Annotated in this window: 25 protein-coding genes; 13 read left to right on the forward strand and 12 right to left on the reverse strand. The window is 72.0% G+C overall.

What is annotated here, in order from left to right:
• Positions 1 to 4: 4 nt before the first annotated feature.
• Positions 5 to 1,255, reverse strand: a complete 1,251-nt coding sequence (gene kynU, locus QSK26_RS20565; protein ID WP_285776806.1) for a kynureninase — start codon at positions 1,253 to 1,255, stop codon at positions 5 to 7.
• Between the two features lie 64 nt (positions 1,256 to 1,319).
• The gene (locus QSK26_RS20570) at positions 1,320 to 1,682 is read right to left on the reverse strand and encodes a 2-keto-4-pentenoate hydratase (RefSeq protein WP_285776807.1); all 363 of its coding nucleotides are present in this window, start codon (positions 1,680 to 1,682) and stop codon (positions 1,320 to 1,322) included.
• A gap of 194 nt (positions 1,683 to 1,876) precedes the next feature.
• Between QSK26_RS20570 and QSK26_RS20575 the strand changes: the two genes are divergently transcribed.
• The 3 genes from QSK26_RS20575 (at position 1,877) to QSK26_RS20585 (ending at position 4,071) form a co-directional block, all read left to right on the forward strand.
• Complete coding sequence (locus QSK26_RS20575; protein ID WP_285776808.1) at positions 1,877 to 2,581, forward strand: dienelactone hydrolase family protein; 705 nt, start codon at positions 1,877 to 1,879, stop codon at positions 2,579 to 2,581.
• Positions 2,582 to 2,973: 392 nt separating this feature from the next.
• Positions 2,974 to 3,726, forward strand: coding sequence for a GntR family transcriptional regulator (locus tag QSK26_RS20580; protein ID WP_285776809.1), 753 nt, complete (start codon positions 2,974 to 2,976; stop codon positions 3,724 to 3,726).
• A gap of 120 nt (positions 3,727 to 3,846) precedes the next feature.
• Positions 3,847 to 4,071, forward strand: coding sequence for a hypothetical protein (locus QSK26_RS20585; protein WP_285776810.1), 225 nt, complete (start codon positions 3,847 to 3,849; stop codon positions 4,069 to 4,071).
• A gap of 403 nt (positions 4,072 to 4,474) precedes the next feature.
• Here the strand turns inward: QSK26_RS20585 and QSK26_RS20590 are convergent, their stop codons facing one another.
• The gene (locus QSK26_RS20590; RefSeq protein ID WP_285776811.1) at positions 4,475 to 5,839 is read right to left on the reverse strand and encodes a polarized growth protein Scy-related protein; all 1,365 of its coding nucleotides are present in this window, start codon (positions 5,837 to 5,839) and stop codon (positions 4,475 to 4,477) included.
• A 152-nt stretch (positions 5,840 to 5,991) separates the two neighbouring features.
• Here QSK26_RS20590 and QSK26_RS20595 point away from each other — a divergent pair, with 152 nt between their 5' ends.
• The 3 genes from QSK26_RS20595 to QSK26_RS20605 all read left to right on the forward strand — a co-directional run bounded on the left by QSK26_RS20595 (position 5,992) and on the right by QSK26_RS20605 (position 8,313).
• A complete protein-coding gene (locus tag QSK26_RS20595) occupies positions 5,992 to 6,522 on the forward strand; it encodes a gamma carbonic anhydrase family protein (RefSeq protein ID WP_285776812.1) in 531 nt (176 codons plus the stop codon).
• 72 nt (positions 6,523 to 6,594) lie between these two features.
• The gene (locus QSK26_RS20600) at positions 6,595 to 7,938 is read left to right on the forward strand and encodes a hypothetical protein (protein WP_285776813.1); all 1,344 of its coding nucleotides are present in this window, start codon (positions 6,595 to 6,597) and stop codon (positions 7,936 to 7,938) included.
• Positions 7,939 to 8,124: 186 nt separating this feature from the next.
• Positions 8,125 to 8,313: a hypothetical protein gene (locus QSK26_RS20605; RefSeq protein ID WP_285776852.1), complete on the forward strand. Its 189-nt coding sequence runs from the start codon at positions 8,125 to 8,127 to the stop codon at positions 8,311 to 8,313.
• A gap of 120 nt (positions 8,314 to 8,433) precedes the next feature.
• Here QSK26_RS20605 and QSK26_RS20610 read toward each other — a convergent pair whose 3' ends face one another.
• The 6 genes from QSK26_RS20610 to QSK26_RS20635 all read right to left on the reverse strand — a co-directional run bounded on the left by QSK26_RS20610 (position 8,434) and on the right by QSK26_RS20635 (position 14,502).
• On the reverse strand, positions 8,434 to 8,715 hold the full coding sequence (locus QSK26_RS20610) for a metal-sensitive transcriptional regulator (protein WP_285776814.1): 282 nt from the start codon (positions 8,713 to 8,715) through the stop codon (positions 8,434 to 8,436).
• Between the two features lie 36 nt (positions 8,716 to 8,751).
• The gene (locus tag QSK26_RS20615; RefSeq protein WP_285776815.1) at positions 8,752 to 9,822 is read right to left on the reverse strand and encodes a glycosyltransferase; all 1,071 of its coding nucleotides are present in this window, start codon (positions 9,820 to 9,822) and stop codon (positions 8,752 to 8,754) included.
• Positions 9,819 to 10,613 carry a hypothetical protein gene (locus QSK26_RS20620; RefSeq protein ID WP_285776816.1) on the reverse strand — a complete coding sequence of 265 codons (795 nt, stop codon included), beginning with the start codon at positions 10,611 to 10,613 and terminating at the stop codon, positions 9,819 to 9,821. Before QSK26_RS20620 ends, QSK26_RS20615 begins: the two co-directional genes overlap by 4 nt.
• Before the next feature lie 159 nt (positions 10,614 to 10,772).
• Entirely contained in the window at positions 10,773 to 12,905 is a 2,133-nt protein-coding gene (locus QSK26_RS20625) for a (Fe-S)-binding protein (RefSeq protein ID WP_285776817.1), read from the reverse strand.
• 173 nt (positions 12,906 to 13,078) lie between these two features.
• Positions 13,079 to 13,684, reverse strand: coding sequence for a TetR/AcrR family transcriptional regulator (locus QSK26_RS20630; RefSeq protein ID WP_285776818.1), 606 nt, complete (start codon positions 13,682 to 13,684; stop codon positions 13,079 to 13,081).
• A complete protein-coding gene (locus tag QSK26_RS20635) occupies positions 13,681 to 14,502 on the reverse strand; it encodes a sugar phosphate isomerase/epimerase family protein (protein ID WP_285776819.1) in 822 nt (273 codons plus the stop codon). The genes QSK26_RS20630 and QSK26_RS20635 overlap by 4 nt, the downstream gene beginning before the upstream one ends.
• Positions 14,503 to 14,670: 168 nt before the next feature.
• Between QSK26_RS20635 and QSK26_RS20640 the strand changes: the two genes are divergently transcribed.
• The 5 genes from QSK26_RS20640 (at position 14,671) to disA (ending at position 18,749) form a co-directional block, all read left to right on the forward strand.
• Complete coding sequence (locus tag QSK26_RS20640) at positions 14,671 to 15,375, forward strand: class I SAM-dependent methyltransferase (protein WP_285776820.1); 705 nt, start codon at positions 14,671 to 14,673, stop codon at positions 15,373 to 15,375.
• A 48-nt stretch (positions 15,376 to 15,423) separates the two neighbouring features.
• A complete protein-coding gene (locus QSK26_RS20645; RefSeq protein ID WP_285776821.1) occupies positions 15,424 to 15,795 on the forward strand; it encodes a MerR family transcriptional regulator in 372 nt (123 codons plus the stop codon).
• Positions 15,792 to 16,112: a thioredoxin gene (gene trxA, locus QSK26_RS20650; protein ID WP_285776822.1), complete on the forward strand. Its 321-nt coding sequence runs from the start codon at positions 15,792 to 15,794 to the stop codon at positions 16,110 to 16,112. Before QSK26_RS20645 ends, trxA begins: the two co-directional genes overlap by 4 nt.
• A gap of 54 nt (positions 16,113 to 16,166) precedes the next feature.
• A complete protein-coding gene (gene radA, locus QSK26_RS20655) occupies positions 16,167 to 17,579 on the forward strand; it encodes a DNA repair protein RadA (RefSeq protein ID WP_285776823.1) in 1,413 nt (470 codons plus the stop codon).
• An 81-nt stretch (positions 17,580 to 17,660) separates the two neighbouring features.
• On the forward strand, positions 17,661 to 18,749 hold the full coding sequence (gene disA, locus QSK26_RS20660; protein WP_285776824.1) for a DNA integrity scanning diadenylate cyclase DisA: 1,089 nt from the start codon (positions 17,661 to 17,663) through the stop codon (positions 18,747 to 18,749).
• A 72-nt stretch (positions 18,750 to 18,821) separates the two neighbouring features.
• Here disA and QSK26_RS20665 read toward each other — a convergent pair whose 3' ends face one another.
• Entirely contained in the window at positions 18,822 to 19,520 is a 699-nt protein-coding gene (locus tag QSK26_RS20665; protein WP_285776825.1) for a hypothetical protein, read from the reverse strand.
• Between the two features lie 103 nt (positions 19,521 to 19,623).
• On the opposite strand from QSK26_RS20665, the gene QSK26_RS20670 reads away from it, so the two are divergent.
• Positions 19,624 to 20,496, forward strand: coding sequence for an HhH-GPD family protein (locus tag QSK26_RS20670; RefSeq protein ID WP_285776826.1), 873 nt, complete (start codon positions 19,624 to 19,626; stop codon positions 20,494 to 20,496).
• Between the two features lie 197 nt (positions 20,497 to 20,693).
• Here QSK26_RS20670 and QSK26_RS20675 read toward each other — a convergent pair whose 3' ends face one another.
• Positions 20,694 to 21,602: a LysR family transcriptional regulator gene (locus QSK26_RS20675; protein ID WP_285776827.1), complete on the reverse strand. Its 909-nt coding sequence runs from the start codon at positions 21,600 to 21,602 to the stop codon at positions 20,694 to 20,696.
• A 73-nt stretch (positions 21,603 to 21,675) separates the two neighbouring features.
• On the opposite strand from QSK26_RS20675, the gene QSK26_RS20680 reads away from it, so the two are divergent.
• Entirely contained in the window at positions 21,676 to 22,068 is a 393-nt protein-coding gene (locus QSK26_RS20680; protein ID WP_285776828.1) for a RidA family protein, read from the forward strand.
• Between the two features lie 12 nt (positions 22,069 to 22,080).
• Here the strand turns inward: QSK26_RS20680 and QSK26_RS20685 are convergent, their stop codons facing one another.
• Positions 22,081 to 22,887 (reverse strand): TetR/AcrR family transcriptional regulator C-terminal domain-containing protein, encoded by an 807-nt coding sequence (locus tag QSK26_RS20685; RefSeq protein WP_285776829.1) that lies wholly within the window; start codon positions 22,885 to 22,887, stop codon positions 22,081 to 22,083.
• Positions 22,888 to 22,940: the final 53 nt, after the last annotated feature.

Genomic DNA, 22,940 nt, shown 5'->3' on the forward strand with positions numbered 1-22,940 from the left:
GTGCTCAGGTGACCGTCAGGCGGCTGCGGTACCGGGGAGCGTCCCAGAGCCCGCGGTGCAGGACCTCGGCGAAGGTGGCGGCGGCGTCGAAGACGTCCACGTAACGCAGATAGAGCGGGGCGAAGCCGAAGCGGAGGATGTCCGGCGCCCGGAAGTCGCCGTGTACGCCCCGGTCGATCAGGGCGCGCATGACCGGATAGCCGTCGGCGTGGTGGAAGCTCACCTGGCTGCCCCGCTCCGCCGGGTCGCGCGGGGTCGCGAGCCGCAGCCCGGGGGCGCCGGAGGACTCCACGAGCTCGATGAAGAGCGAGGTCAGGGCCACGCTCTTGGCCCGCACGGCGGCGAGGTCCACCCGGTCCCAGATGTCGAGGGCGGCGTCGAGCCCGGCGAAGGACAGCACGTGCGGGGTGCTGACGCCGAACCGGCGGACGCCGTCGGCCGGGCGGAAGCCGGGCTCGAAGGCGAACGGCTCGGCGTGCGCGTACCAGCCGGACAGGACGTTCCGCGCGCTCCCGTGGTGGCGCGGGTTGACATAGAGGAACGCCGGGGCGCCCGGCCCGCCGTTGAGGTACTTGTACGTGCAGCCGACCGCGAAGTCCGCCGCCGACACGTCCACCTGGTAGGCCCCGGCGCTGTGGCACAAATCCCAGACCATCAGCGCGCCCGCCGCGTGCGCCGCCGCGGTCACCCGCCCGACGTCGAGGCGGGCGCCGGTCCGGTAGTTCACCTCCGACAACAGCACGACGGCGACGTCCTGGTCCAACGCTTCCAAAGCACCCGTGTCCCCAATGTTCCCGATGTTCCCGATGTCCCCGATGTCGCGCACCTCGTGGCCGAAGACCTCGGCGAGGTTCTGCACGATGTAGCCGTCGGTGGGGAAGTCGGTCAGGTCGGCGACGATGACCCGGCGGCCGGGCCGCAGCCGCACGGCCGCCGCGACGGTCTGGAAGATCGCGATCGACGTGGTGTTGCCTGCGACGACCTCGCCGGGACCCGCGCCGATCAGCGGCGCGATCCGGTCGCCCGCCCGCAGCGGCTGCTCCCACCACCCCGCCGCGTTCCACCCGCCGACGAGGTCGTGCCCCCACTCCCGCTCGACCGTGCGCGCCACCCGCGCCGCGGCCCCCTTGGGCGGCGCGCCCAGCGAGTTGCCGACCAGGTAGACGACGCCCTCCGGCAGGACGAACTCGTCCCGGAAGTCCCTGAGCGGATCCTGTTCGTCGAGGGCGGCGCAGTCGGCGCGCGATATCGTCACCCGGACATCCTCCCAACTCCCCCCGACCCGGCCTTGCCCACCCCGCGCGCCGCCCGGCCCCGTCCTAGACGAACACCGCCCGGACCGAGCCCAGGCCGTCGATCCGCGCCTCGAACGCGTCGCCGGGCTCGACCGGGACGATCGGCCCGAGCGCGCCCGTGAGGACGATGTCCCCCGCCGCCAGCGGATAGTCCGTCTCGCGCAGCGTGTTGGCCAGCCACACGGCGGCGTTCAGCGGGTGGCCGAGGCAGGCCGCGCCCGCCCCGGTGGAGACCTCCTGGCCGCGCCTGGTCATGGTCATCCCGGCCAGCCGCAGGTCCAGCCCGGCGAGCGGGATGGGCGTGTTGCCGAGCACGAAGGCGCCGGCGGAGGCGTTGTCGGCGACCGTGTCGCCGCGCTGCCCCGCAGATCCACGGCCTGTGCCCACTCGTCCTGCATACCGATCACTCTCCCGCCGCCCGCGACCCCACGCAATCCCGGCCTCCACCCCGGCGGAGGCGGTGGAACCCGCGAACCCAGGCAATCCAGGCGCTCCGCCCCGGTGGGGCGGTGGTGGGCGGGCGCCGGGTCCGCCTTGGGGCAGGAGGCGGGAAAGGCGGGGAGATGCCATCGTTTGATCTCATGGAAACCCGAAACGCATTGGTGAGCACCGGGGACGGCGACTTCGACGTCCCCCTGTGGCTGCCCCCGGCCGGGAGGGGCCCGGGCATTCTGCTGGTCCAGGAGATCTTCGGCGTGGGCCCCTACATCCGGAAGGTCGCCGAGGACCTCGCCGCGCTGGGCTACGTCGTGGCGGCCCCCGAACTGTTCTGGCGGCTGCGCGCGCACTGGCGGGCGGAGGAGGGCGACGACCCGGTGCCGGCGTCGATAGACCTGGCCTCGCGGTTCGACTTCGAGACGGGGGTGGCGGACTGCGAGCTGGCCCTGCGGCACCTGCGCGGGCTGCCCGAGGTGACCGGGCGGACCGGCGCGCTGGGCTTCTGCCTCGGCGGCTCGCTCGCCTACACGCTCGCCGCGCGGACCGACCTCGACGCCCTCGTGTCGTTCTACGGCTCCCAGGTGCCCGGCACCCTCGACCTGATGGACCGGATCACCGCCCCGGCGCTCTTCGTCTTCGGCGGCTCGGACCCCTACATCCCGCGCGAGGACGTCGCCAAGGTGGAGCGGGCGGCGGCGGGGAGGCCCGGCATGGAGGTCCACGTGCTGGAGGAGGCGGGACACGCCTTCCACAACCACGTGGCCCCCGGCTTCTACGATGCGAAGGCCGCGCCGGTCGCCTGGGAGCTCGCCGTGACCTTTCTCGAACGCCACCTTCCTGTTACCTGAGCCGTGAGGAGGCGCGGCGGCCACGGCCCGCGGGGCACGGCCGCCGCGCCCTTTTCGCCACGATCATGCTGCTGAGCGGGGCGTCGTCACTCACCGTCGAACTTCCGCGATATGCCCTCCAACGTGGACGGCTTCCCTTGTCGACGACATCCGGCTCAACTCAGTAGGAAACTGTGCCCCGAGCGGGTATTAGCCGTGCGTGGTGGATCATACGCATACCGGCCAGGACCGTTCCACGGTAACGGACCGCGAAAACCCCCGTAGATCACCACATGGGCACGATCCACTCCAAAGAAGCACGGGACCATCCTGAGTATCTGTGCGATCGTGGACAAGACGGGGCAAGTTCTCTGGAGACGCCAAACCCGGTTGGTGACAGAGGGTGATCACACGTGTCGGAATCCCCGGTATCCAACGAGCCGCCGATCTATCGGCGTATCGCCGATGGGCTTCGCGCGGCGATCCTGTCCGGCGAGCTACGTGACGGGGATCGACTGCCAGGCGAAAACGCCCTCATGGCGGAGCATGGAATAGCGCGCGCCACGGCCAGGCAGGCCCTGGCCGTGCTGATCAACGAAGGGCTGGCGGTGCCCAAACGGGGCTCAGGCGTGTACGTCCGCAGGTTCAAGCCGATCAGGCGGCACGGCTCCCGCCGCCTCTCCCGCGACCAGTGGGGCGGCGGGAAGGCCATCTGGGAGGCGGACGCGCGGGGCCGGCCGTACACGGTGGACGCGGTGGAGATCGCGCGGGAGCGCGCGGGGGAGAACGCCTCGCGGGTGTTCGGCGGCGGCGAGGTGTGGGTGCGCCGCAGGCGCTACTCGGTGGACGGGCGGCCGGTGCAGTTCGCCACGTCGGCCTTCCCCGCCGACCTGGTGGACGGGACGCCCATCGTGCTGCCGGACACCGGCCCCGGCGGCGTCTACGCGCGACTGGGCGAGCTGGGCCACGCGCCCGTGCACTTCACCGAGGAGGTGCAGGCGCGGATGCCGCATCCCCCGGAGGCGAAGGCGCTGGACCTGCCCGCGGGGACACCGGTGATCATCATCTTACGGACCGCGTTCACGGCCGGCGGGACGCCTGTGGAGCTGAACGAGATGATCCTGGACGCCGCGTCGTATGTACTCCAGTACGACTTCGACGCCTAAGTCAAGGAAAGACGTCAAGCGATAGGTTGACCTGACCCCCGAGATCATAGATTTCTCTAGAGATGTGCCTCACCTTCAGAGATGAAAGGTTGCATACCGGGCCCCGGGAAGGGTGAACAGATGTCCTTTGATCGGCATCTCGCGGAAATCGCCCGGGAGTACCCGGATTGGACGATCTGGAGGAGCGACGCCGGCCGCTGGTGGGCCACCAGGCACCACCCGCTGTCGGTCGCCGAGCGAGAGGCCGGATGCGCCATGACCATCGACGCCGACACGCCCGGTGAGCTGCGCGAGCAGCTCACCGACCAGCGTGAGCGGGCCGCCTCGGTGGGCCCCGATCCGTAAACCGCGCCCGACGTCCCGTGGAACGCGCCACGCCCGGGGGCGTGCCTTCCCCGGGCCCTCCAGCCGCCCGGTGCCGGGTCCAGCGTTCAGGCGGCCTCGGCGCCGGGCACCAGCGCGGAAGCCTCCGACCCTATCGGGGGCGGGGGTTTCCGCTTGGAGTTCACGCGGGCGGACACCTGGTCCGTCCCGCGTGAACTCTTACCCCCTGTCTCACAGGCGGGCGCCATGTGGCGCCCGCCTCCCCCTCATACGACTCCTCACGAACGGGCACCGCCGACGCCCGCCCCACAACAACCTCTACCTCAATGGGGCGGCCGCTGCTCGGTCCGTCCCGAGGGGAGTCCTACCCCGTTCGGCGGCCGCTCCTAACGGTGTTCAACAAGAATCAGCAGGTCACAGGCCATTACTTGTGAACCGGGGTGAAGGGGCTGCGCGGGTCGGCGTCGGCCGGCGCGGGACCCTCGGCGGTGTCGTCCGCCTCCTCGCCCTCGCGGGCCCCGACGGCGCCGGCGGGCGGCTCCTCCTCCACGATCCGCGGCACCCTGCGGGTGTGGTCGTCGTCCACGATCACCCGGACCGCCTCGATGTCGGGCTCGTCGTCCCCGGCGTCGTCCCCGGCGCCGGCCCGCGGGCCGGCCGTCTCCGAGGCGACCACGGCGTCGCGCGCGTCCCACTCCACCACGGCGTCCTGCTCGGAAAGGTCGTCCCGCTCGTAGGCGTCCGGCCGGGCCGGGGCGGGCTCGTCCGCGAGGTACTCGGCGTCCTGTTCGAACGCGGCCTCCCGGTCCACGACGGCCTCTCGCACCGGCTCCACGTCGCGGTCCAGCGGCGGCGGGGGCAGCACGGCCGCCTCGTCCACCAGCGGACCCGCCACGCCCTCCTGGTGCAGCAGGTCGCCGAGGACCGAGCCGATCTCGTTGAGACGGCGCATGACCTCGCCGTGCGTGTCGGTGAGGTAGGAGACCCGGCGGCCGGTGTGCTCGTCGAGCGCGGCGGCCCGGCGCTGGGCGGAGCCGAGGGTGGCCTCGGCCTCGGCGCGCGCGGCCGTCACGGTCGCCTGTGCCTCCTCGCGGGCGGCCGTCACGGTCGCCTCCGCCTCCTCGCGGGCGGCCGTCACGGTCGCCTCCGCCTCCTCGCGCGCGGAGGTCAGCGTGGCCTCCGCCTCCGCGCGGGCGCTGCCGATCGTCTGCTCCGACTCCTGCCGGGCCGAACCGAGCGTCCGCTCGGCCTCGGCGCGGGCCTTGCGCACCGTGTCGTCCGCCTCCGCGCGGGCGCTCCCGATCGTCTCCTCCGCCTCCGACCCCGCCTGCGCCAGCATCCGCTCCGCCGCCGCCGTCGCCTCCGACACCCGGCGCTCCGCCTCCGCCTGGGCCGAGGACAGCACCCGGTCGGCCTGCTCCCGCGCGGAGCTGACCAGGCTCTCGGCCTCGGCCGCGGCGTTCTCCCGCACCTTGGTGGCCTCGGTGTCGGCGTCCTGCCGCTTGGCCGCCGCCTCCTCCTCGCCCAGCTTGAGGATCTGCGCCAGCCGTGGACTCAGGTCCTCGTAGTTCTGTGGCGCCTCCACCATCCGTCTGCGCGCGTCAGCCAGCTCGATGCGGCCCTGCTCCGCCTGGTCGATCGCCCGCGCCAGCCGCTCCTCCAGATCACGGATCTGGTTGCGGGTCCTGCTCATGTAGTCGTGCACCTGGCGGCGGCTGTAACCACGCATGACGACCTCGAAGGAGTCGTCATGCATGAGGTCGGGGAAGCTTTCGTGCTGGTTTGTCATTGCACTGCCCTGGGGGTCTGCGATGGGGAAAGATCACCGGTCGTACGGAGGCGGGGGGTCACGTCAACACACGACTTTCCTGCCAACTGCCCAAGTCCGCAACCGGAACACGCCACCTGCTGGGGAAATATCGCACTTACTACCATGAGTCCATGAACGATCGGCCCTACATCGCCGGCCTCGCCGACGCCACCCCCGACATCCACCCAGAAGCCTACGTCGCCCCCGGCGCGGTCGTGGTCGGCAAGGTGCGGCTGGGCCGGGCGGTCAACGTCTGGTACAACGCGGTGCTGCGCGGCGAGGACGAGGTCGTCGAGATCGGCGAGGAGTGCAACCTCCAGGATCTCAGCTGTTTCCACGCCGATCCCGGGCTGCCCGCCGTCCTGGAGCCGAGGGTCAGCGTGGGCCACCGGGCGACGGTGCACGGCGCCTACGTCGAGACGGGAAGCCTGGTCGGCATCGGCGCCAGCGTGCTGAACGGCGCCCGGATCGGGGCGGGCGCGCTGGTCGCGGCGGGGGCGCTGGTCCCGCCCGGCAAGAAGATCCCACCCGGCGTGCTGGCCGCCGGCGTACCCGCCAGGGTCGTCCGTGAGCTGTCCGACGCCGACCGCGCCGCCTTCGCGGGCACCGTGGACGGCTACCTCAAGAAGGCCGAGCGCCACCGCGCCGCCCGCCCGCTCTGACCCCCGGGCCGGGGCGCGGACGCGAAGGGCGAGTGGTCGAGCGGGGGCGTGCTGATCGGAAGGGCGTCTAACATGACGGCCGTGCAACAGTGGGACGGGTTCGCGGCCATCGAAGGCGACATGCGCGCGATGGTCACCGATCCGCGCTGGTCACAGCTGCCGGAGCCGGCCAAGGCCCAGGCCGTCGCCGCCCGCTCCCTGGTGACCCCGGACGGCGGCAGGTGGCTGTTCGGCGCGCACGCGCGGTGGTACCGGCAGGATCCCGCCGACGGCCGCTGGCACCTGTCCGCGCCGCCGCTGGACGGTCAGCTCAGGGCGGCGGCGCACGTGGTCAGGCACACCGCGACGCTGGTCCCGCACCTCGTGCCCGGCGGCCCCGACTTCACCTACGACCACGGCTCCACCCAGGGCTTCGTCGGCCCCGACGTGCCACGGGCGATCACCGAGCGGCTGCGGGTGCTGCTGACCACCCGGCGGGCGCGGCCCGAGGATTTCCCGATCACCGCGGAGCCGTTCGGGTCGATCTTCGCCTCGGACGTGCCGAGCACGGTCGCCGCGGTCTGGGGCACGCTGATGTGGTGCGCGTACGCGCCCGCCTTCGACGGCAACGAGGTGCTGCTGTCGATGTTCGGCGAGTTCCTGCGGCGCGCGCTGCCCGGCGACGAGTGGGTGCGCTGGCTGCGCCCGGTGTCGCTGAACGACCTGATCCGGCTGTACGGCGAGCGGATCAGGGCGGGCGAGGCCAGGGCCGGCCTGCGGCTCACCGCCGTCATGGCCAACGCGGCCGACGCCGTCCTTGAGGACGACCGGTTCCGGCCGCGCGCGGCGGCGCTGCTCGCCATGCTCGAACCCGCGCTGCGCGACCCCGAGCTCGACCGGCAGGCGGCCCGCAGGGGCGACCAGGCCGTACGGCAGACGTGGCTGGCCCGCTGCCCGCCCGGCCTGGCCCGCGCGCTGCTCAAGGAGACCGCGCCCGGCGAGCACTTCAGGCACACGATGTACGACCTGACCGAGGCGCTGGGCTATCTGGCGCGGCGGCGGGCCGATCCGCGGCCGGTCGCCGCGGCGCTGCTGGCCGCCGACGTCGCGGCGCTCGCGCCGAAGTCGGCCAGGCAGCTCTACCCCTGGCTGGACCCCGAGTTGCGGCACGCGGTGCACAGCGCGCTGAACGATCCCGGGCACGTCCTGCGCCGCTGCTGGCCCGCCGGCGGCGAGCTGCCCCGGGCGCTCCACCCGCCGGACCGCGGCACCGCCGCGACCCTGCTCGGCGCCGCCTACGCCACCGGGCTCGCGTGGTCCCGCCTGGCCGGGGTGGAGGTGCCGGCGCGGGGCTTCGTGACCGCCTCCGCGACCGTCCACCGGCTCACGCACCAGCGTGACGATCAATTCCCGGCGAGCACCCTGGAATCCACTTAAACCACAAATGCGGCAACGTTTCCCTTACCTCTCCTATATCGCTCGAATACCCCACTCACCAGGGGTTTCACTGAATCGTGATCTCGCGATCGGATAACGGTCCTCCTGGTGATCAGGAGGCGTCTGAGGAATGGTCACGATGGGCCATGTCGCCCTAAGGCCCTCGGTCGTAACCTCTTTGTGGGTGTGGGCTGCGGAAGGAAGGACGACGCGGTGGGGCACGACGACCTGGACTCTCGGGTCCACGACCGTGTCGCGTTGGACGAGATCGCGCTCTATGCCGAGGTGCTCAGTGCCGTGGCCATCAGCGAGCGACGGCTGACCTTGGAAGAGCTGGACAACGCGCTCGGATTGCGGACTTCGGCGACGTGCTGAGGTCCCATCATGACAAACCGAGTCCCGACTCCTTTCAGGGGCCGGGACTACGGTTGTGAATAGTCCGCCCGGTCACCGATGACTAGTCCTGTCTGGTGACCATCTCCTACCAGGGTCGTACTACGACTTCACGAGCCGGGCGATCGCCGCGGACGCCTCCTTGACCTTCTCCTCGGCCTCGGGGCCCCCGCTGCTGATCGCGTCGGCGACGCAGTGCCCGATGTGGTCTTCGAGCAGGCCCAGCGCCACCGCCTGGAGCGCCCGGGTCACCGCCGAGACCTGCGTGAGGACGTCGATGCAGTAAGCGTCGTCCTCGACCATGCGCTGCAGCCCGCGCACCTGGCCCTCGATTCGCCGGAGCCGGGTCAGATAGGCCTGCTTGTCGGCGCTGTACCCATGCATGCCCTCAACGGTACCCGTTACCCGTATCCGGGGCGGTCATCGGAGCGCGCCGAAAAGTTCTTCCCAGCGGGCCGCGACCGAGGACGCCTGGTGCACGGCCGCGCTCTCCAGGGCGCCCGCGGCCAGCCCGCGGCGGCGGCGCTCGTCGTCGATCAGCGTGAGCAGCGCGCACGCGTACGCCTCGACCTCGTCCTCCCCTTCGGGGACCAGCAGCCCGTTGCGGCCGGGGATCACGAACTCGCCCGGCCCGCGCGGGCTGTCGAAGCCGACCACCGGCACCCCGCAGCCGAGCGCCTCGACGATCGTCATGCCGAGCACCTCGGCACGCGAGCTCATCGCCACGATGGACGCCTTGGCGAACTCGCCGGTGAGGTCGGGGGTCATGCCCATGAAGTAGACGTGGTTGTGCAGGTTGAGCTCGGCCACCAGGGCGCGCAGCCGTTTCTCCTCCGGCCCGCCGCCGTAGAGCCGCAGCCGCCAGTCCGGCCGCTTGTCCGCCACGATCGCGAACGCCCTCAGCAGCCGGTCGTACGCCTTCGCGGCCACCCACCGGCCGCCCGTCGCGACGATCCGGTTGTCCATCCGGGAACGCGGCCACGGCCCGGGCGGCAGGGCGTCGGGGATCGCGTGCACGGCGGGCCCCTCCTCCCCCAGCAGCCGGGTCCACTCGTCGCGGCCGGTCTCGGTGGCCGGCACCACCGCGTCCAGCCGGGGGTAGAAGCGCCTGATCGGCCCGGGGACGGGCGGCCGGCCCCACTCGCGGGCCAGCCGGATCACCTCACGCGGCGTGTGCCTGGCCGCCTGCACGCTGAGCGCCGGCCGGGTGGTGACCAGCACGTCGGCCGAAAGGACGCGCAGCCGCCGCCACAGGGCGACCTCGGCCCGCATCTGACCGCGCGGCAGCAGGTGCCGCACGCCGGGCCTGGCGTCGATCAGCCAGCTCAGCCGCACCCGGGGGTCCACCGCGAAGAACGGCGCGTCCTTGTGCCGCTTCACACTGAGGATCTCGACCTCGTGCCGCTCGGCCAGCTCGCCCGCGAGGTTGACGACCGACCGCACGTCACCCCGCATGCCGTACGCCGAGGGGACCACCAGACAGATCTTCACCCGCCCACCTCAAGCCGCAACTCGTCGTCAGCCGTATAGGAGGGGCGCACCGGGACGCCGTCGATCCTGGCGGCGGGATAGTGGATTCTGCGCCGTTTGCCGTCCACGTCGTCGAGCCTGGCGCCGAGGCTCAGCGGGGTCGCCACGCCCTCCACCTCCAGCGACGGCTCCCAGGTGCCGGTGGCCTCGGGGGTGGCGTCCACGACGTCGCACAACGAGAGCGCCGCGTGGAAGCGCACCCCCTGGACGGTGGCCACCGAGGTGAGCTGGGCGTCCGGGCCGTGGTTGCGCAGGGCGAGCCGGGCCTCGTGGCGGGCGTCGTCGTCGTCCAGGCCGGTGTAGGCGAGCAGCCCGGTCACCTCGAACCGGCCCTCGCGGAACCACACGGCGCGCACCTCGGCGACCGGGCGGGCCTCGGTGATCCGCAGCGACAGGTGGCCGCCCCTGGTGCGGTAGGCGCGGTAGGCCACCGTGCGCCTGGCCAGCGCGTAGGCGTCGAGGTGGTCGAGGGAGAACCCGGGGTCCACGCTCTTGAGCCTGGACCGGCGCCCGCCCTGGGCGAGGTAGGCGTCCCAGCGGCCCGGGTCGAGGCCGAGCGGGTCCAGCGAGACGGCGAACGTGGCGTCGCGCACTCCGGCGCCCGAGGTGCCGAGCGGAACGCGCCGCTCGAAGTCGCCGGCGCGGTGGCGCAGGATCAGTTCGGCGCCTTCGGGGAGCGGTTCGTCGATCGAGAGGCGTAAGGCGAGGACGTCGGCCATGGTGACCTCCGCATCGATGACGACGACGCGCACCGCCAGCCCCCTCCCCGTCGAAATGAGCCACGCGTCGTTGAGGTTACCGTGATTTTCCCGTTATGTGGAGAAAGGTTTTCGGCTTGGCCGGACTCCATTCGACTGGAGAGCCGATGGCGCCCGGCCTGGCCGAAGATTCCACGGTAATTGTAAGAATTGTCAGGAAGCGTGAGTCGGCTCGCCCTTGACCGAACGGATCAGCAACTGGGCGACGTCCACGACCTCCAGGGACTCCTTGGCGGCACCGGAGTTCTTCTTCTCGTTGATCGCGTCGCCGAGCATGACGAGACAGAATGGGCAGGCGGTGGAAACGCGGTCCGGATCGGTGGTCAGCGCCTCGTCCACCCGCTCGGTGTTGATGCGCTTGCCGATGCGCTCCTCCATCCACATCCGCGCGCCGCCCGCGCCGCAGCAGAACCCCCGGTCCTTGCACCGGTGCATCTCCTGGGTCTGCACGCCGGGCACCCTGGCCATGATGTCGCGCGGCTGGGCGTAGACCTTGTTGTGCCGGCCAAGGAAGCACGGGTCGTGGTAGGTGATCTTCTCCTCGATCGGGGTGATCGGGGTGAGCCTGCCCTCCTCGATCAGCCGGTCCAGCAACTGCGTGTGGTGCACGACCTCGTAGGTGCCGCCGAGCTGCGGGTACTCGTTGGCCAGGGTGTTGAAGCAGTGCGGGCAGGTGGCCACGATCTTCTTGACCCCGGCCTCGTTGAGCGTCTCGATGTTCTGCTGGGCGAGCATGTTGAACAGGAACTCCATGCCCAGCCGCCGCGCCGGGTCGCCGGTGCACGCCTCCATCGGGCCGAGCACCGCGAACTTCACGCCCGCGATGTGCAGCAGCTCGGCCACCGCCTTGGTGGTCTTGCGGGCGCGGTCCTCAAGGGCGCCCGCGCAGCCCACCCAGAACAGGTATTCGGTGTCCTGCGGCATCTTCTCGTCGACGATCTCGACCTCGAAGTCGAGCTCCTCGATCCACTCGGCCCGCTTCATCTCGGACATGCCCCACGGGTTGCCCTTGTTCTCCAGGTTCTTGAGCATCACCCCGGCCTCGGACGGGAACGACGACTCGATCATGACCTGGTAGCGGCGCATGTCCAGGATGTGATCGATGTGCTCGATGTCCACCGGGCACTGCTCGACGCAGGCGCCGCAGTTGGTGCACGACCACAGCACGTCGGGGTGGATCACGCCGTCCTCGCCGACCAGCGGCTTGTCCAGCAGGGCCAGCACGTCCTCGTGGAACCCGGCCCGCTCCTCCTCCGACGCCCGCAGGTAGGGCGCCACCGCGAAGGCGTGGTCGCGCTGGTCCAGGATGAGCATCTTGGGGGACAGCGGCTTGTCGGTGTTCCACGCCGGGCACTGCGACTGGCAACGCCCGCACTCGGTGCAGGTGTAGAAGTCGAGGAAGCCCTTCCAGGTGGTGTCCTCGATCTTGCCCCGGCCGAAGACGTCGGTGTCCGGGTCGGCCTCCTCGAAGTCGAGCGGCTTGCCCCCGCTGCGCATCTCCTGCGCCGCGCCGAGCCCGTCGGGACGGCGGGAGAAGAGCACGTTGAGCGGCGCGGTGAAGATGTGCAGGTGCTTGGAGTTCACCACGATGACCGAGAAGACCAGCATGACGCCGATGTGCAGCAGCAGGCCGACGTGCTCGACGACCTCGTTGGCCGGCTCGCCCAGCGGGCGCAGCACCGCCGCCGCGGCCTCGGAGGCGAACGCCCCGCTGGCGTAGGGCAGATTGCCGGTGTTCAGCGCCGCGCCGCGGAACAGGAACATCGTCCAGATCACGTTGAAGATCATGAACAGCACGAGCCACGCGCCGCCGAGGTGCGAGCCGGAGAACCGGGAGGCCCGGCCCAGCGTCTTCGGCGAGTTGCGCACCCGGATCACCGCGAACGCGATCAGGCCGAGCAGCGCCGCGACCGCGATGAAGTCCTGGAGGAAGCCGAGGACCGGCCAGGTGCCGATCAACGGGATGTGGAAGTCGGGCGTGCCGGTGATCATCCCCTGGATCAGGGAGCCGTACGCCTCCAGATACACCGTGATCAGGATGAAGAACGCCCACATGACGAAGAAGTGCGCGGTGCCCGACGGCGTCCACTTGAGCAGCTTCTTCTGGCCGAACACCTCGACGAGCTGGGCCTTGACCTCGGTGCCGACGTTGGCCCTGGCGTACTCCACTCGTTCGGGCGCGGGCTGGCCCACGGTGGCCAGCCGGTAGAGCCACAGCACGCGGCGCACCACCAGCGCTACCGCGACGGCGGTCATCACGAGCCCGACGATCGCTACAAGGAGCACGGGTCCTCCCACAGACGGCGTTGGCTGCCAGCGTACGACCACGCAGGTCAACCACGATGACGATGAGTCGCCCACCATGCTACCGGCGAGTAACTTCTCGCCGACGGACACACCGGGCGAACCGCGGTCACTCCCAGGCTAGAACAATGCTCTGCGGTTTCGCACCACGGGTGTCAGGGGCCGTCGATGTAACGCTGGAGCGTGGGCCCGACGATGTCCACGATCTCCTCGATGTCGGCGGTCGCGAGCGGCTCCAGCCGGACGACGTGCCGCATCGCGACCACGCCGAACAACTGGGCGAACGCCACCTCCATCCGCAGCGGCGGCACCCCCAGCGACTCCACCACCCTGCCCAGGATCGCCTTGGTGATGAACTCGCGGATCATGCCGACGGCCTGCTCGTTGGTCATCGCCGTGCGGACCAGGCCGAGCACCGGCTCGCGGGCCTGCGGGTCGGCCGTGATGGTGAGGATGAACCTCGCCAGGCGGCGGCCCACCTCCTCGCGCGGCCCCTCCGCGATCAGCCGCGGGATCGCCACCGACGGATCCATCGGCAACCGCATGGCCGCGACGAACACGCCGTCCTTGCTGTCGAAGTAGTGGTGCACCAGGGCCGGGTCGACGGCCGCCTCCCGGGCGATGCCGCGGATCGTCGCCTTGTCGAAGCCCTTCTCGGCGAAGATCTTCCGGGCCGCGGCGAGGATCTGGCCCCTGGTGTCGGCGGCGCCCGGCCTGCGACCGGGACGCCGTCTGCCGGTCTCGGTCTCCCCAGCGCTCACGCGTCCGCCGCGGAGGAGGCGGCGAGGTGCAGCCGGGCGAAGGCCAGCGCCTCGGCGAGATCGTCGATCCGCTCGGTCCTGCTCGCCGCCCTGCGCGTGTTGATCTCCAGCACGACCAGCCCGTCGTACCCGTTGCCGGCCAGCCGCTCCAGGATCTGCGCGCACGGCTGGTTGCCCCGGCCGGGCACCAGGTGCTCGTCCTTGTTGGAGACGCCGAGCCCGTCGGCGAGGTGCAGGTGGGCCAGCCGGTCGCCCAGCTTCACCGCCATCTCCATGGCGTCGGACCCGGACACCGCGGTGTGCGAGAGGTCCAGGGTGACCTGGGGGAAGTCGTACTCCACCGGGTTCCAGTCCGGGGAGTACGGCACGACCTGGTTGCCACGGGCGCGCAACGGGAACATGTTCTCGACCGCGAAGACCACGTCGGTCTCCTCGCGCATCCGGGCCAGGCCGGTCTCGAAGTCCCTGGCATAATCGCGCTGCCAGCGGAAGGGCGGGTGCACCACCACGGTGCGCGCGCCGAGCCGCTCGGCCGCCTGCTGCGCGCGCAGCAGCTTCGCCCACGGATCCCGGCCCCACACCCGCTGCGTCACGAGCAGGCACGGAGCGTGCACGGCGAGGATCGGCACATGGTAGTGATCGGACAGCCGCTCCAGCACATCGACGTCCTGGCTGACCGGATCGGCCCCGACCATGATCTCCACACCGTCGTATCCGAGGCGCGCCGCCAGCTCGAAGGCGTCCGGAGTGCGCTCCGGGTAGACGGAGGCGGTCGAAAGCGCGATCTTCGCGTTGGGCACACGGACCACGTCACTCACTTTCGCGACCTCATTAGGTATTCACTGCTGATGCTGCCAGCCTAAGCCGGTATGTCGGCCGGTGGCGTGTCGGCGCTCTCGCGCCGCCCTATCACTGAACATCTGGGAACGCCCGGCCGTTCCTTCTTCTGGCAAGGATGCCCTGTCCCGGAGGTTAGCTTTGTGGGCATGGCACGGATCGTGCGGGGCGCCATCCCCAGTCCGAACATCTGGCACACCCCGCAGGTCTACGAGCTGGAGAACCGCGCGGTCGACCCGGAGCGGCGGGCCGACGCCGCGATGGAGGCGATCCGCCCGCTGGCCGGCGCCGTCGTCCTCGACATCGGCTGCGGCACCGGCTACCACCTGCCCGGCTACGCCGCCACCGCCGCCCGGGTGATCGGCGTCGAGCCGCACGGCGACCTCGCCGCCGCCGCGGCCCGCCGCTGCGCCGCCCTGCCCACCGTCACCGTGCACGCCGCCGCCGCGCAGGCGCTCCCGCTGCCCGACGCGTCCGTGGACGTCGCGGTGGCCCGCTGGGCTTACTTCTTCGGCCCCGGCTGCGAGCCCGGCCTGCGCGAGCTGTCCCGGGTGCTGCGGCGCGGCGGCACCGCCTTCGTGCTCGACCTCGACGCCTCGCGCGGCGCCTTCGGCCGCTGGTTCGGCGAGACGGTCCCCGCCTACTCCGCGCCCGCCGTGGAGGCGTTCTGGGCCAGGCAGGGCTGGCAGCGGCAGGACCTCGACCTCAGCATGGTCTTCGACCGCCGGGCCGACCTGGAGGCCGTGCTGCGCATCGAGTTCGCCCCCGCGGTGGCCGAGCGGGCCATCGCCGAGACCACGGGCGTGCGGCTCGACTATCCCAACGTGCTGCGCTGGCGTCACTTCGACGCTTGACCTTGACACCGGCGTCAACGCTTACCGTGCGAGAGGGAAAGGGGACACATGCGGATCGGGGAGATGGCCAGACGAGCCGGAGTGAGCACCCGGGCGCTGCGCTACTACGAGCAGCAGGGGCTCATCCGGGCACGCCGCGACGTGAACGGCTACCGCGAGTACGACGAGTCCGACCTCCAGCTCATCGCCGAGATCCGGTCCCGGCTGACCTCCGGGTTCAACCTGGAGGACGCCCGGCCGTTCGTCGAGTGCCTGCGCTCGGGGAACCCCTCCGGCGACTCCTGTCCCGAGTCCGTCGAGGTCTACCGGCGCAAGCTGGCCGAGCTCGACGACCAGATCCGCACGCTGGAGGCCAGGCGGGCCGACGTGGCCGCGCGCCTGGCCGGGGCGTGCACAGGTTGCGTGCTGAAGGGAACATGATCGTGATCACACTGACCGCCGACAACTTCGCCGAGCAGGTGCTGCGCAGCGACAAGCCGGTCCTGGTGGACTTCTGGGCCGACTGGTGCCCGCCGTGCAAGATGATCGCGCCGATCCTCGAAGAGATCGAGAGCGAGCACGGCGACCGGCTGACCGTCGGCAAGCTGGACGGCGACGAGCACACCGAGATCGTCACCCGCTACGGCGTGATGGGCTTCCCCACCCTCATCCTGTTCCGCGACGGCGAGCCCGTCCGGCAGATCGTGGGCGCCAAGCCCAAGCGCCTCCTGCTGTCCGATCTCGCCGGGCATTTCTGATCCCGGCCCCGCGCCCGCGCCGGAATGTCGGCCGGGGACGATAGCGTGCCTGGCATGAGCAAGGCAGCCCAGCGCGCGGGTTACCGCTGCGCCGAGTGCGGGTGGCGGACCACCAAGTGGGTCGGCCGGTGCGGCGAGTGCCAGGCGTGGGGCACCGTCGACGAGGAGGGCGTGCGGGCCGGGGTGCACGTGGCGACCCCCGGCGCGGTCACCGCACCGGCCGTGCCGATCGGCCAGGTCAAGGCCGAGATCGCGCACGCCAGGGGCACGGGGGTGAGCGAGCTCGACCGGGTGCTCGGCGGCGGCCTGGTGCCGGGCGCGGTCGTGCTGCTGGCCGGCGAGCCCGGCATCGGCAAGTCCACGCTGCTGCTGGAGGCCGCCGCGCGCATCGCCGCCCAGGAGACCGTGCTCTACGTCACGGGCGAGGAGTCCGCCGCCCAGGTGCGGATGCGCGCCGACCGCATCGGCGCCGTCCAGGACCGGCTCTACCTCGCGGCCGAGACCGACCTGTCCGCCCTGGTGACCCATGTGGAGAAGGTCCAGCCGGGCGTCCTGATCGTCGACTCGGTGCAGACCATCGGCTCCGCGCAGGGCACCGGGGTCCCCGGCGGCGTCACCCAGGTCCGCGAGGTCGCCGGCAACCTCGTGCGGCTGGCCAAGGACCGCGGCATGTCCACCGTCCTCGTCGGCCACGTCACCAAGGACGGCTCGATCGCCGGTCCCCGGGTCCTTGAGCACCTCGTCGACGTCGTGCTCCAGTTCGAGGGCGACCGCCACTCCCGGCTGCGCATGGTCCGCGCGGTGAAGAACCGCTTCGGCCCCACCGACGAGGTCGGCTGCTTCGACCTGCACGAGCGCGGCATCGAGGGGCTGACCGACCCGAGCGGGCTGTTCCTGTCCCGCCGCGGCGACCCCGTCCCCGGCACCTGCGTCACCGTCACCGTCGAGGGCACCCGCCCGCTGCCCGCCGAGGTGCAGGCGCTGGTCGCCAGGACCGAGGCGCAGCAGCCGCGGCGCACCTCCTCCGGCCTCGACCCGTTCCGGGTGACGATGGTGCTCGCCGTGCTGGAGCGCCGCCTCAACGCCCGGCTGAGCGGGTGCGACGTGTTCACCGCCACCGTCGGCGGGATCAGGCTCGCCGACCCCTCGGTGGACCTCGCGCTGATGCTGGCCGTGGCCAGCGCCGCCGGGGACAAGGCGCTGCCGTCCGGGCTGGTCGTGCTCGGCGAGGTGGGGCTGGCCGGTGAGCTGCGGCCGGTGCGCGACGTGCGCCGGCGGCTGGCCGAGGCGTCGCGCCTGGGGTTCACCCGGGCGCTGGTCCCCGCGGGCTCGCTCGACGTGGACACCGCGCCGCGCGGCGCGCAGCGCTCCCTGGTCCCGGTCGAGTCCCGCACCACGAGCCTCGCGCCCGGTTTCGACGTCACCGAGGCGGAAAACGTCTGGGACGCGCTGACTCATGTGACATGAGCCGTCCCATCCGGTCCGACCCGCCACCGGCGACAGGATGCGCCGGTAAGGTGAATGTGATAGGCGACCACCGGGGGTCATGTGGCAACGAACGACAGGGGGCTCGATGAGGGCCGGCGAGCCACCCTTGCCGAGGTCGCGCCGGGGACCGATCTCCGCGACGGCCTGGAGCGCATTCTCCGTGGCCACACCGGCGGCCTGATCGTCCTCGGCTACGACGGCACGGTCGAGGAGCTGTGCAGCGGCGGCTTCGAGCTGGACATCGAGTTCTCCGCGACGCGGCTGCGCGAGCTGGCCAAGATGGACGGCGCGATCGTGCTGCGCCGCGACGACCACCGCATCGTGCGCGCCGCCGTGCACCTGGTGCCCGACCCGTCCGTCAAAACCGACGAGTCCGGCACCCGGCACCGCACCGCGCAGCGGGTGGCCAGGCAGACCGGTTTCCCGGTCATCTCGATCAGCAAGTCGATGCGGATCATCGCCATCTACCTCGACGGCGTGCGTTACGTGCTGGAGGAGTCGGCGGCGATCCTGTCCAAGGCCAACCAGGCCCTCGCCACGCTGGAGCGTTACAAGCTCCGGCTGGACGAGGTGTCCGGCACCCTGTCCGCGCTGGAGATCGAGGACCTCGTCACGGTGCGCGACGTCGCGGTGGTGGCCCAGCGGCTGGAGATGGTGCGCAGGATCGCCGGCGAGATCGAGGGTTACGTGGTGGAGCTGGGCACCGACGGCCGGCTGCTCACGTTGCAGCTCGACGAGCTGGTGGCCGGGGTGGAGCCGGACCGCGAGCTGATCGTCCGCGACTACCTGCCGGCGGGAGCCGTACGGCGGGGCCGCAAGCCGGCCGAGGCGTTGCACGACCTGGACGAGATGTCACCCGGCGACCTGCTCGACCTGTCCGTGGTGGCCCACGTGCTGGGCTTCTCCGGCGCCGACGCCCTGGACGCCCCGGTGAGCCCCCGTGGCTACCGGCTGCTGGCCAAGGTGCCCAGGTTGCCCGGCACGGTCGTCGATCGGCTGGTGGGCCATTTCGGCGGCCTGCAGAAGCTGCTGGCGGCCAGCACCGACGACCTCCAGGAGGTGGGCGGGGTCGGCGAGGCTCGCGCCCGCAGCGTCCGCGAGGGCCTGTCCCGGCTGGCCGAGTCCTCCATCCTGGAGCGCTACGTCTGACGGGTTCAACGCGGCCCGGAGTGACTGCGTCTGACGGGTTCAACGCGGCCCGGAGTGCTTCGTCTGACGGGGTCAGCGCAGGTGGAAGACCGCTTTCGGGCTGCGCAGGTGGCCGGTGCGGACCGTCGCGACATAGGTGCCCGGCCGGGCGTCCGCGCGCGTCGCGCCACAGGAGCTGGCCGACCGGTGCCGGTCCCACTCGAACGGCGCCACGTAGGGGATGCCGCGCTGGAGGCGGCGGATCTCGACGCCGTCGCCGCTGATGCAGTCGGCCGAGGACCAGATGCGATCCTGGCCGGAGGTGATGCGGATCTCCAGCGCCCGCGGCCCGACGTCCGCCGTGCACATGAGCCGCCCGGTGTTCACCAGGGTGAGCGTGAACCTCGGCCGCAGGCCGCCCGCGTAGACCTCCTGCTGCCCTTGCAGGCCGAGCACGAGGTCCGCCGGCGGGCAGGCGTCTCCGGCCCGGCGCGGCGGTGCGGAGACCGTCGGCGCGGCGCTCGGCGTCACCCGCGGCTTGGGCCGGGCGGGCGGCGCGGGCGTCGGCGTCGGCTTCCTCTGCAGGCTCGCGAGCAGCGGATCCGGCGTGGGCGAGCCACTGGCGAGCCCCACCGGCAGGTGGGTGCGGCCCTGCGGGCTCGACGTGCTGGAGCACGCCCAGGCGACGACGGCGACCACGACCAGAACACTCACCAGCAGGGCCATCCGACGCCGCCAGTAGACGTCGGAGGTGGCGCCGCCGAGGTCACCACCCAAGGTGTCCGGATCCATGCACACAGTGTGCCGATGCCTCAACCACGAAACGCAAGCACCGCCTGACCTCGGCGTTTCTCAGAAAACCCAGCACAAGACGCACGTGGAATAGGGTCGTGGGGTGCGCGAGCCCAACCTCCTCCGCGAGCCGGTTCTCCAGTGGTACGCGGAGAACGCCCGTGATCTCCCGTGGCGCCGGGCGGATGCGACGCCCTGGGGGATTCTGGTGAGCGAGATCATGTTGCAACAGACGCCGGTCGTCCGGGTGCTGCCGGTGTGGCAGGAGTGGATGGCCCGGTGGCCGGTTCCCGCCGCGCTCGCCGCCGAGCCGCCGGGCGAGGCCGTACGGCACTGGGGGCGGCTCGGTTATCCGCGCCGCGCGCTGCGGCTGCACGCGTGCGCGCGGGCGATCACCGACGAGCACGGCGGCGAGGTGCCCGCCGACCACGCCACGCTGCTCGCGCTGCCGGGCGTCGGGGAGTACACCGCGGCGGCGGTGGCCAGCTTCGCGTTCGGCGGTTCGCACGCCGTGCTGGACACCAACGTGCGCCGCGTCCTCGCCCGTGCCGTGCGCGGTGAGGAGTACCCGCCCCAGGCCACCACCGCGGCCGAGCGGCGGCTCGCCGAGTCGCTGCTGCCCGCGGTCGGGGCGCCCACGTGGGGGGTCGCCGTGATGGAGCTGGGCGCGCTGGTCTGCACGGCCCGCGCGCCGCGCTGCGCCGACTGCCCGATCATCGAGGCGTGCCGGTGGCGGCTCGCCGGTCGCCCGCCGCACGCCGGCCCGGCCAGGAAGGGCCAGACCTACGCGGGCACCGACCGCCAGTGCCGCGGCCGGCTGCTCGCCGTGCTGAGGCACGCGCACGGCCCCGTCCCCAAGGCGGCGCTCGACGTCGTCTGGGACGACCCGGTGCAACGCGAGCGCGCCCTCGACGGCCTCGTCGCCGACGGCCTGGCCGAATCCCTCGACGACGGCACCTACCGCCTCCCCCACTGACCCCCACCCCACACGTCCCCCAGCCGACCGCCCGCCCCCCACGTCACCCAGCCAACCGGCGCGCCCCGCCCCCACCTCCCCAGCCAACCGGCGCGCCTCGCCCCCACCCCCCAGCCGACCGGCACACCCCAGCCGACCGGCACACCCCATCCCCGCATCCCCGGCGGGTTCAGGGGCTTCCGGGCTTTCCCGTGGGCTCAGAGCTTCCCGATGTGTGTTCTGGCGACGGTCAGGAAGCGGGCGAGGAGCGGGGCCGGGTCGTCGCGGCGCCAGGCGAGGGCGACGGTGGTGTGGGCGGGGCGGCCGGCGAGGCTGCGGTAGACGGCGCCGGCGATCCGGATCCCGGTCACGCTGGCCGGGGCGAGCGAGACGCCGAGCCCGGCGGCGACCAGCGCGGCGACGGTCTGCCATTCGACCGCCCGCTGGCCGATCCGCGGCTCGAAGCCGGCGGCCCGGCACAGGCCGGTGAGCCGGTCGTGCAGTTCGGGGCCGTGTTCGCGGGGCAGCAGCACGAACGGGTCGGCCGCCAGCCCGGCGAGCGGCACCCGGCGGCGGGCGGCCAGCGGGTGGTCCTCCGGCAGCACGGCCACCACCTCCTCGGCGAACAGCGGCTCGATCTCCAGTCCCGGCCGCTCCCCCGCCTCGCGGAGCAGCCCGACGTCGATGACCTCGCCGTGCAGGGCGCGTACCTGCTCGGTCGTGGTCAGCTCGTGGATCTCCAGGTGCACGCCGGGATGGCGGGCCCGGAAGGCCGTGATGACCTGGGGCAGCACGGTCAGGGCGAGGGAGGCGGCCAGCCCGGCGCGGAGCGTGCCCGCCTCACCGTCACCGGCCCGCCGGGCCGCGCCGAGCCCGTCGGCCACCCGGTCGAGCGCCTGCCGGGCGGCCGGCAGCAGCTCCCGCCCGGCCGCCGTGAGCACGACCCCGCGCGAGGTGCGTTCGAAGAGCGGGTGCCCGACCCGCTCCTCCAGCCGGCGGATCTGCTGGCTGAGCGGCGGCTGGGCGATGCCGAGCCGTACGGCGGCGTGGCCGAAGTGCAGCTCCTCGGCGAGCACCGTGAAGCTGTGCAGCTGGCGCAGCTCCAGCTCGGGACGGGGTCGATCCATATCCCCAGGCATATCACCGGACTCCACAACACGTCTTGGACATATCGCCACATGCGCTGTGAGGATGCCCGGCATGACAACACGCGTATCGATCTCCAGCGGATCCGACTTCGAGGAGGCCATCGGCTACTCCCGGGCGGTCGTCTACGGCGGCTGGGTGCACGTGTCCGGCACGACCGGCTTCGACTACCAGGCGATGACGATCTCCGATGACGTGGTCGAGCAGGCCGAGCAGTGCGTGCGCAACATCGAGGCCGCCCTGAAGGAGGCGGGCTCCGGCCTCGCCGACGTGGTGCGGGTGCGGTACATGTTGCCCGACCCCGCGGACTTCCCGCCCTGCTGGCCCACTCTGCGCCGGCACTTCGGCGAGGTCCGCCCGGCCGCGACGATGATCTCCTGCGGCCTGGCCGACCCGCGGATGCGTATCGAGATCGAGGTCACCGCGCACCTCGGCAGCGGCGCCTGACACCGGCCGGGCTCACGGGACGCCGGCCCTGGCCATGGCGGTCTCGATGCCGTCCAGCAGCACGGCGAGCCCGGTCTCGAAGGACTCCCGCGCCTCCCGCTCCAGGTAGGGCGTGGGGTCGTCGTCCGCCTGGGTGAAGGCCCCCTCGCCCGCCATCCAGGTCAGCGCCGGGAACCGGTCCCCGAAGTCCGGCGCGACCTCCTCCAGCAGGGCCGAGCGGGCGTACCACCACTCCTCGTCGGACACGCCCGTCACCGCCGTGGCCTGCCGACTCTCGTTGACCGTCTGCGCCGAGCCGCGGACGACGTTGAACAGCGCGCCCAGGACGCGCCGCAGCGTGACGGCCGGCAGCCCGGTGCGGCGCAGGATGTCCGTGAGGGTCTCCAGCAGCACGTACTCGTTGGGCCCGAGCACCGGCCGCGCCGGCGACACCTGCAACACCCACGGATGGCGCAGGTAGAACGCCCACAGGTCCTCGGCCCACTCGACCAGGTCCGCCCGCCAGCCGGGACCCCGCCGGTATCCGGTGGGCAGCTCGGCGAGCACCCGGTCGTACATCAGATCGACCAGCTCGCCCTTTCCCGGCACGTAGGTGTAGAGCGCCATACCCGTACGGCCGAGCCGTTCGCCGACCGCGCGCATCGACAGGGCGGCCATCCCGTCGGCGTCGGCGACGGCGATCCCCGCGTCGACGATCATGTCCACGCTGAGCCCGGGTTTGGGGCCCCGGCCTGGGTGTCCGGGTTCGGCGCCGGCTGCGGCGCGCCACAGCAGGGACATCGACCGGCGCGCGTCGCCCTGCCCGGCGAAGACCACCACTTGCAACTCCTTATGGCATAAAGTAACTTTGCCACGCATCTCTTTACAGTCTA

It is taken from the genome of Microtetraspora sp. NBRC 13810 (assembly GCF_030268685.1).
GTDB lineage: Bacteria > Actinomycetota > Actinomycetes > Streptosporangiales > Streptosporangiaceae > BSRQ01.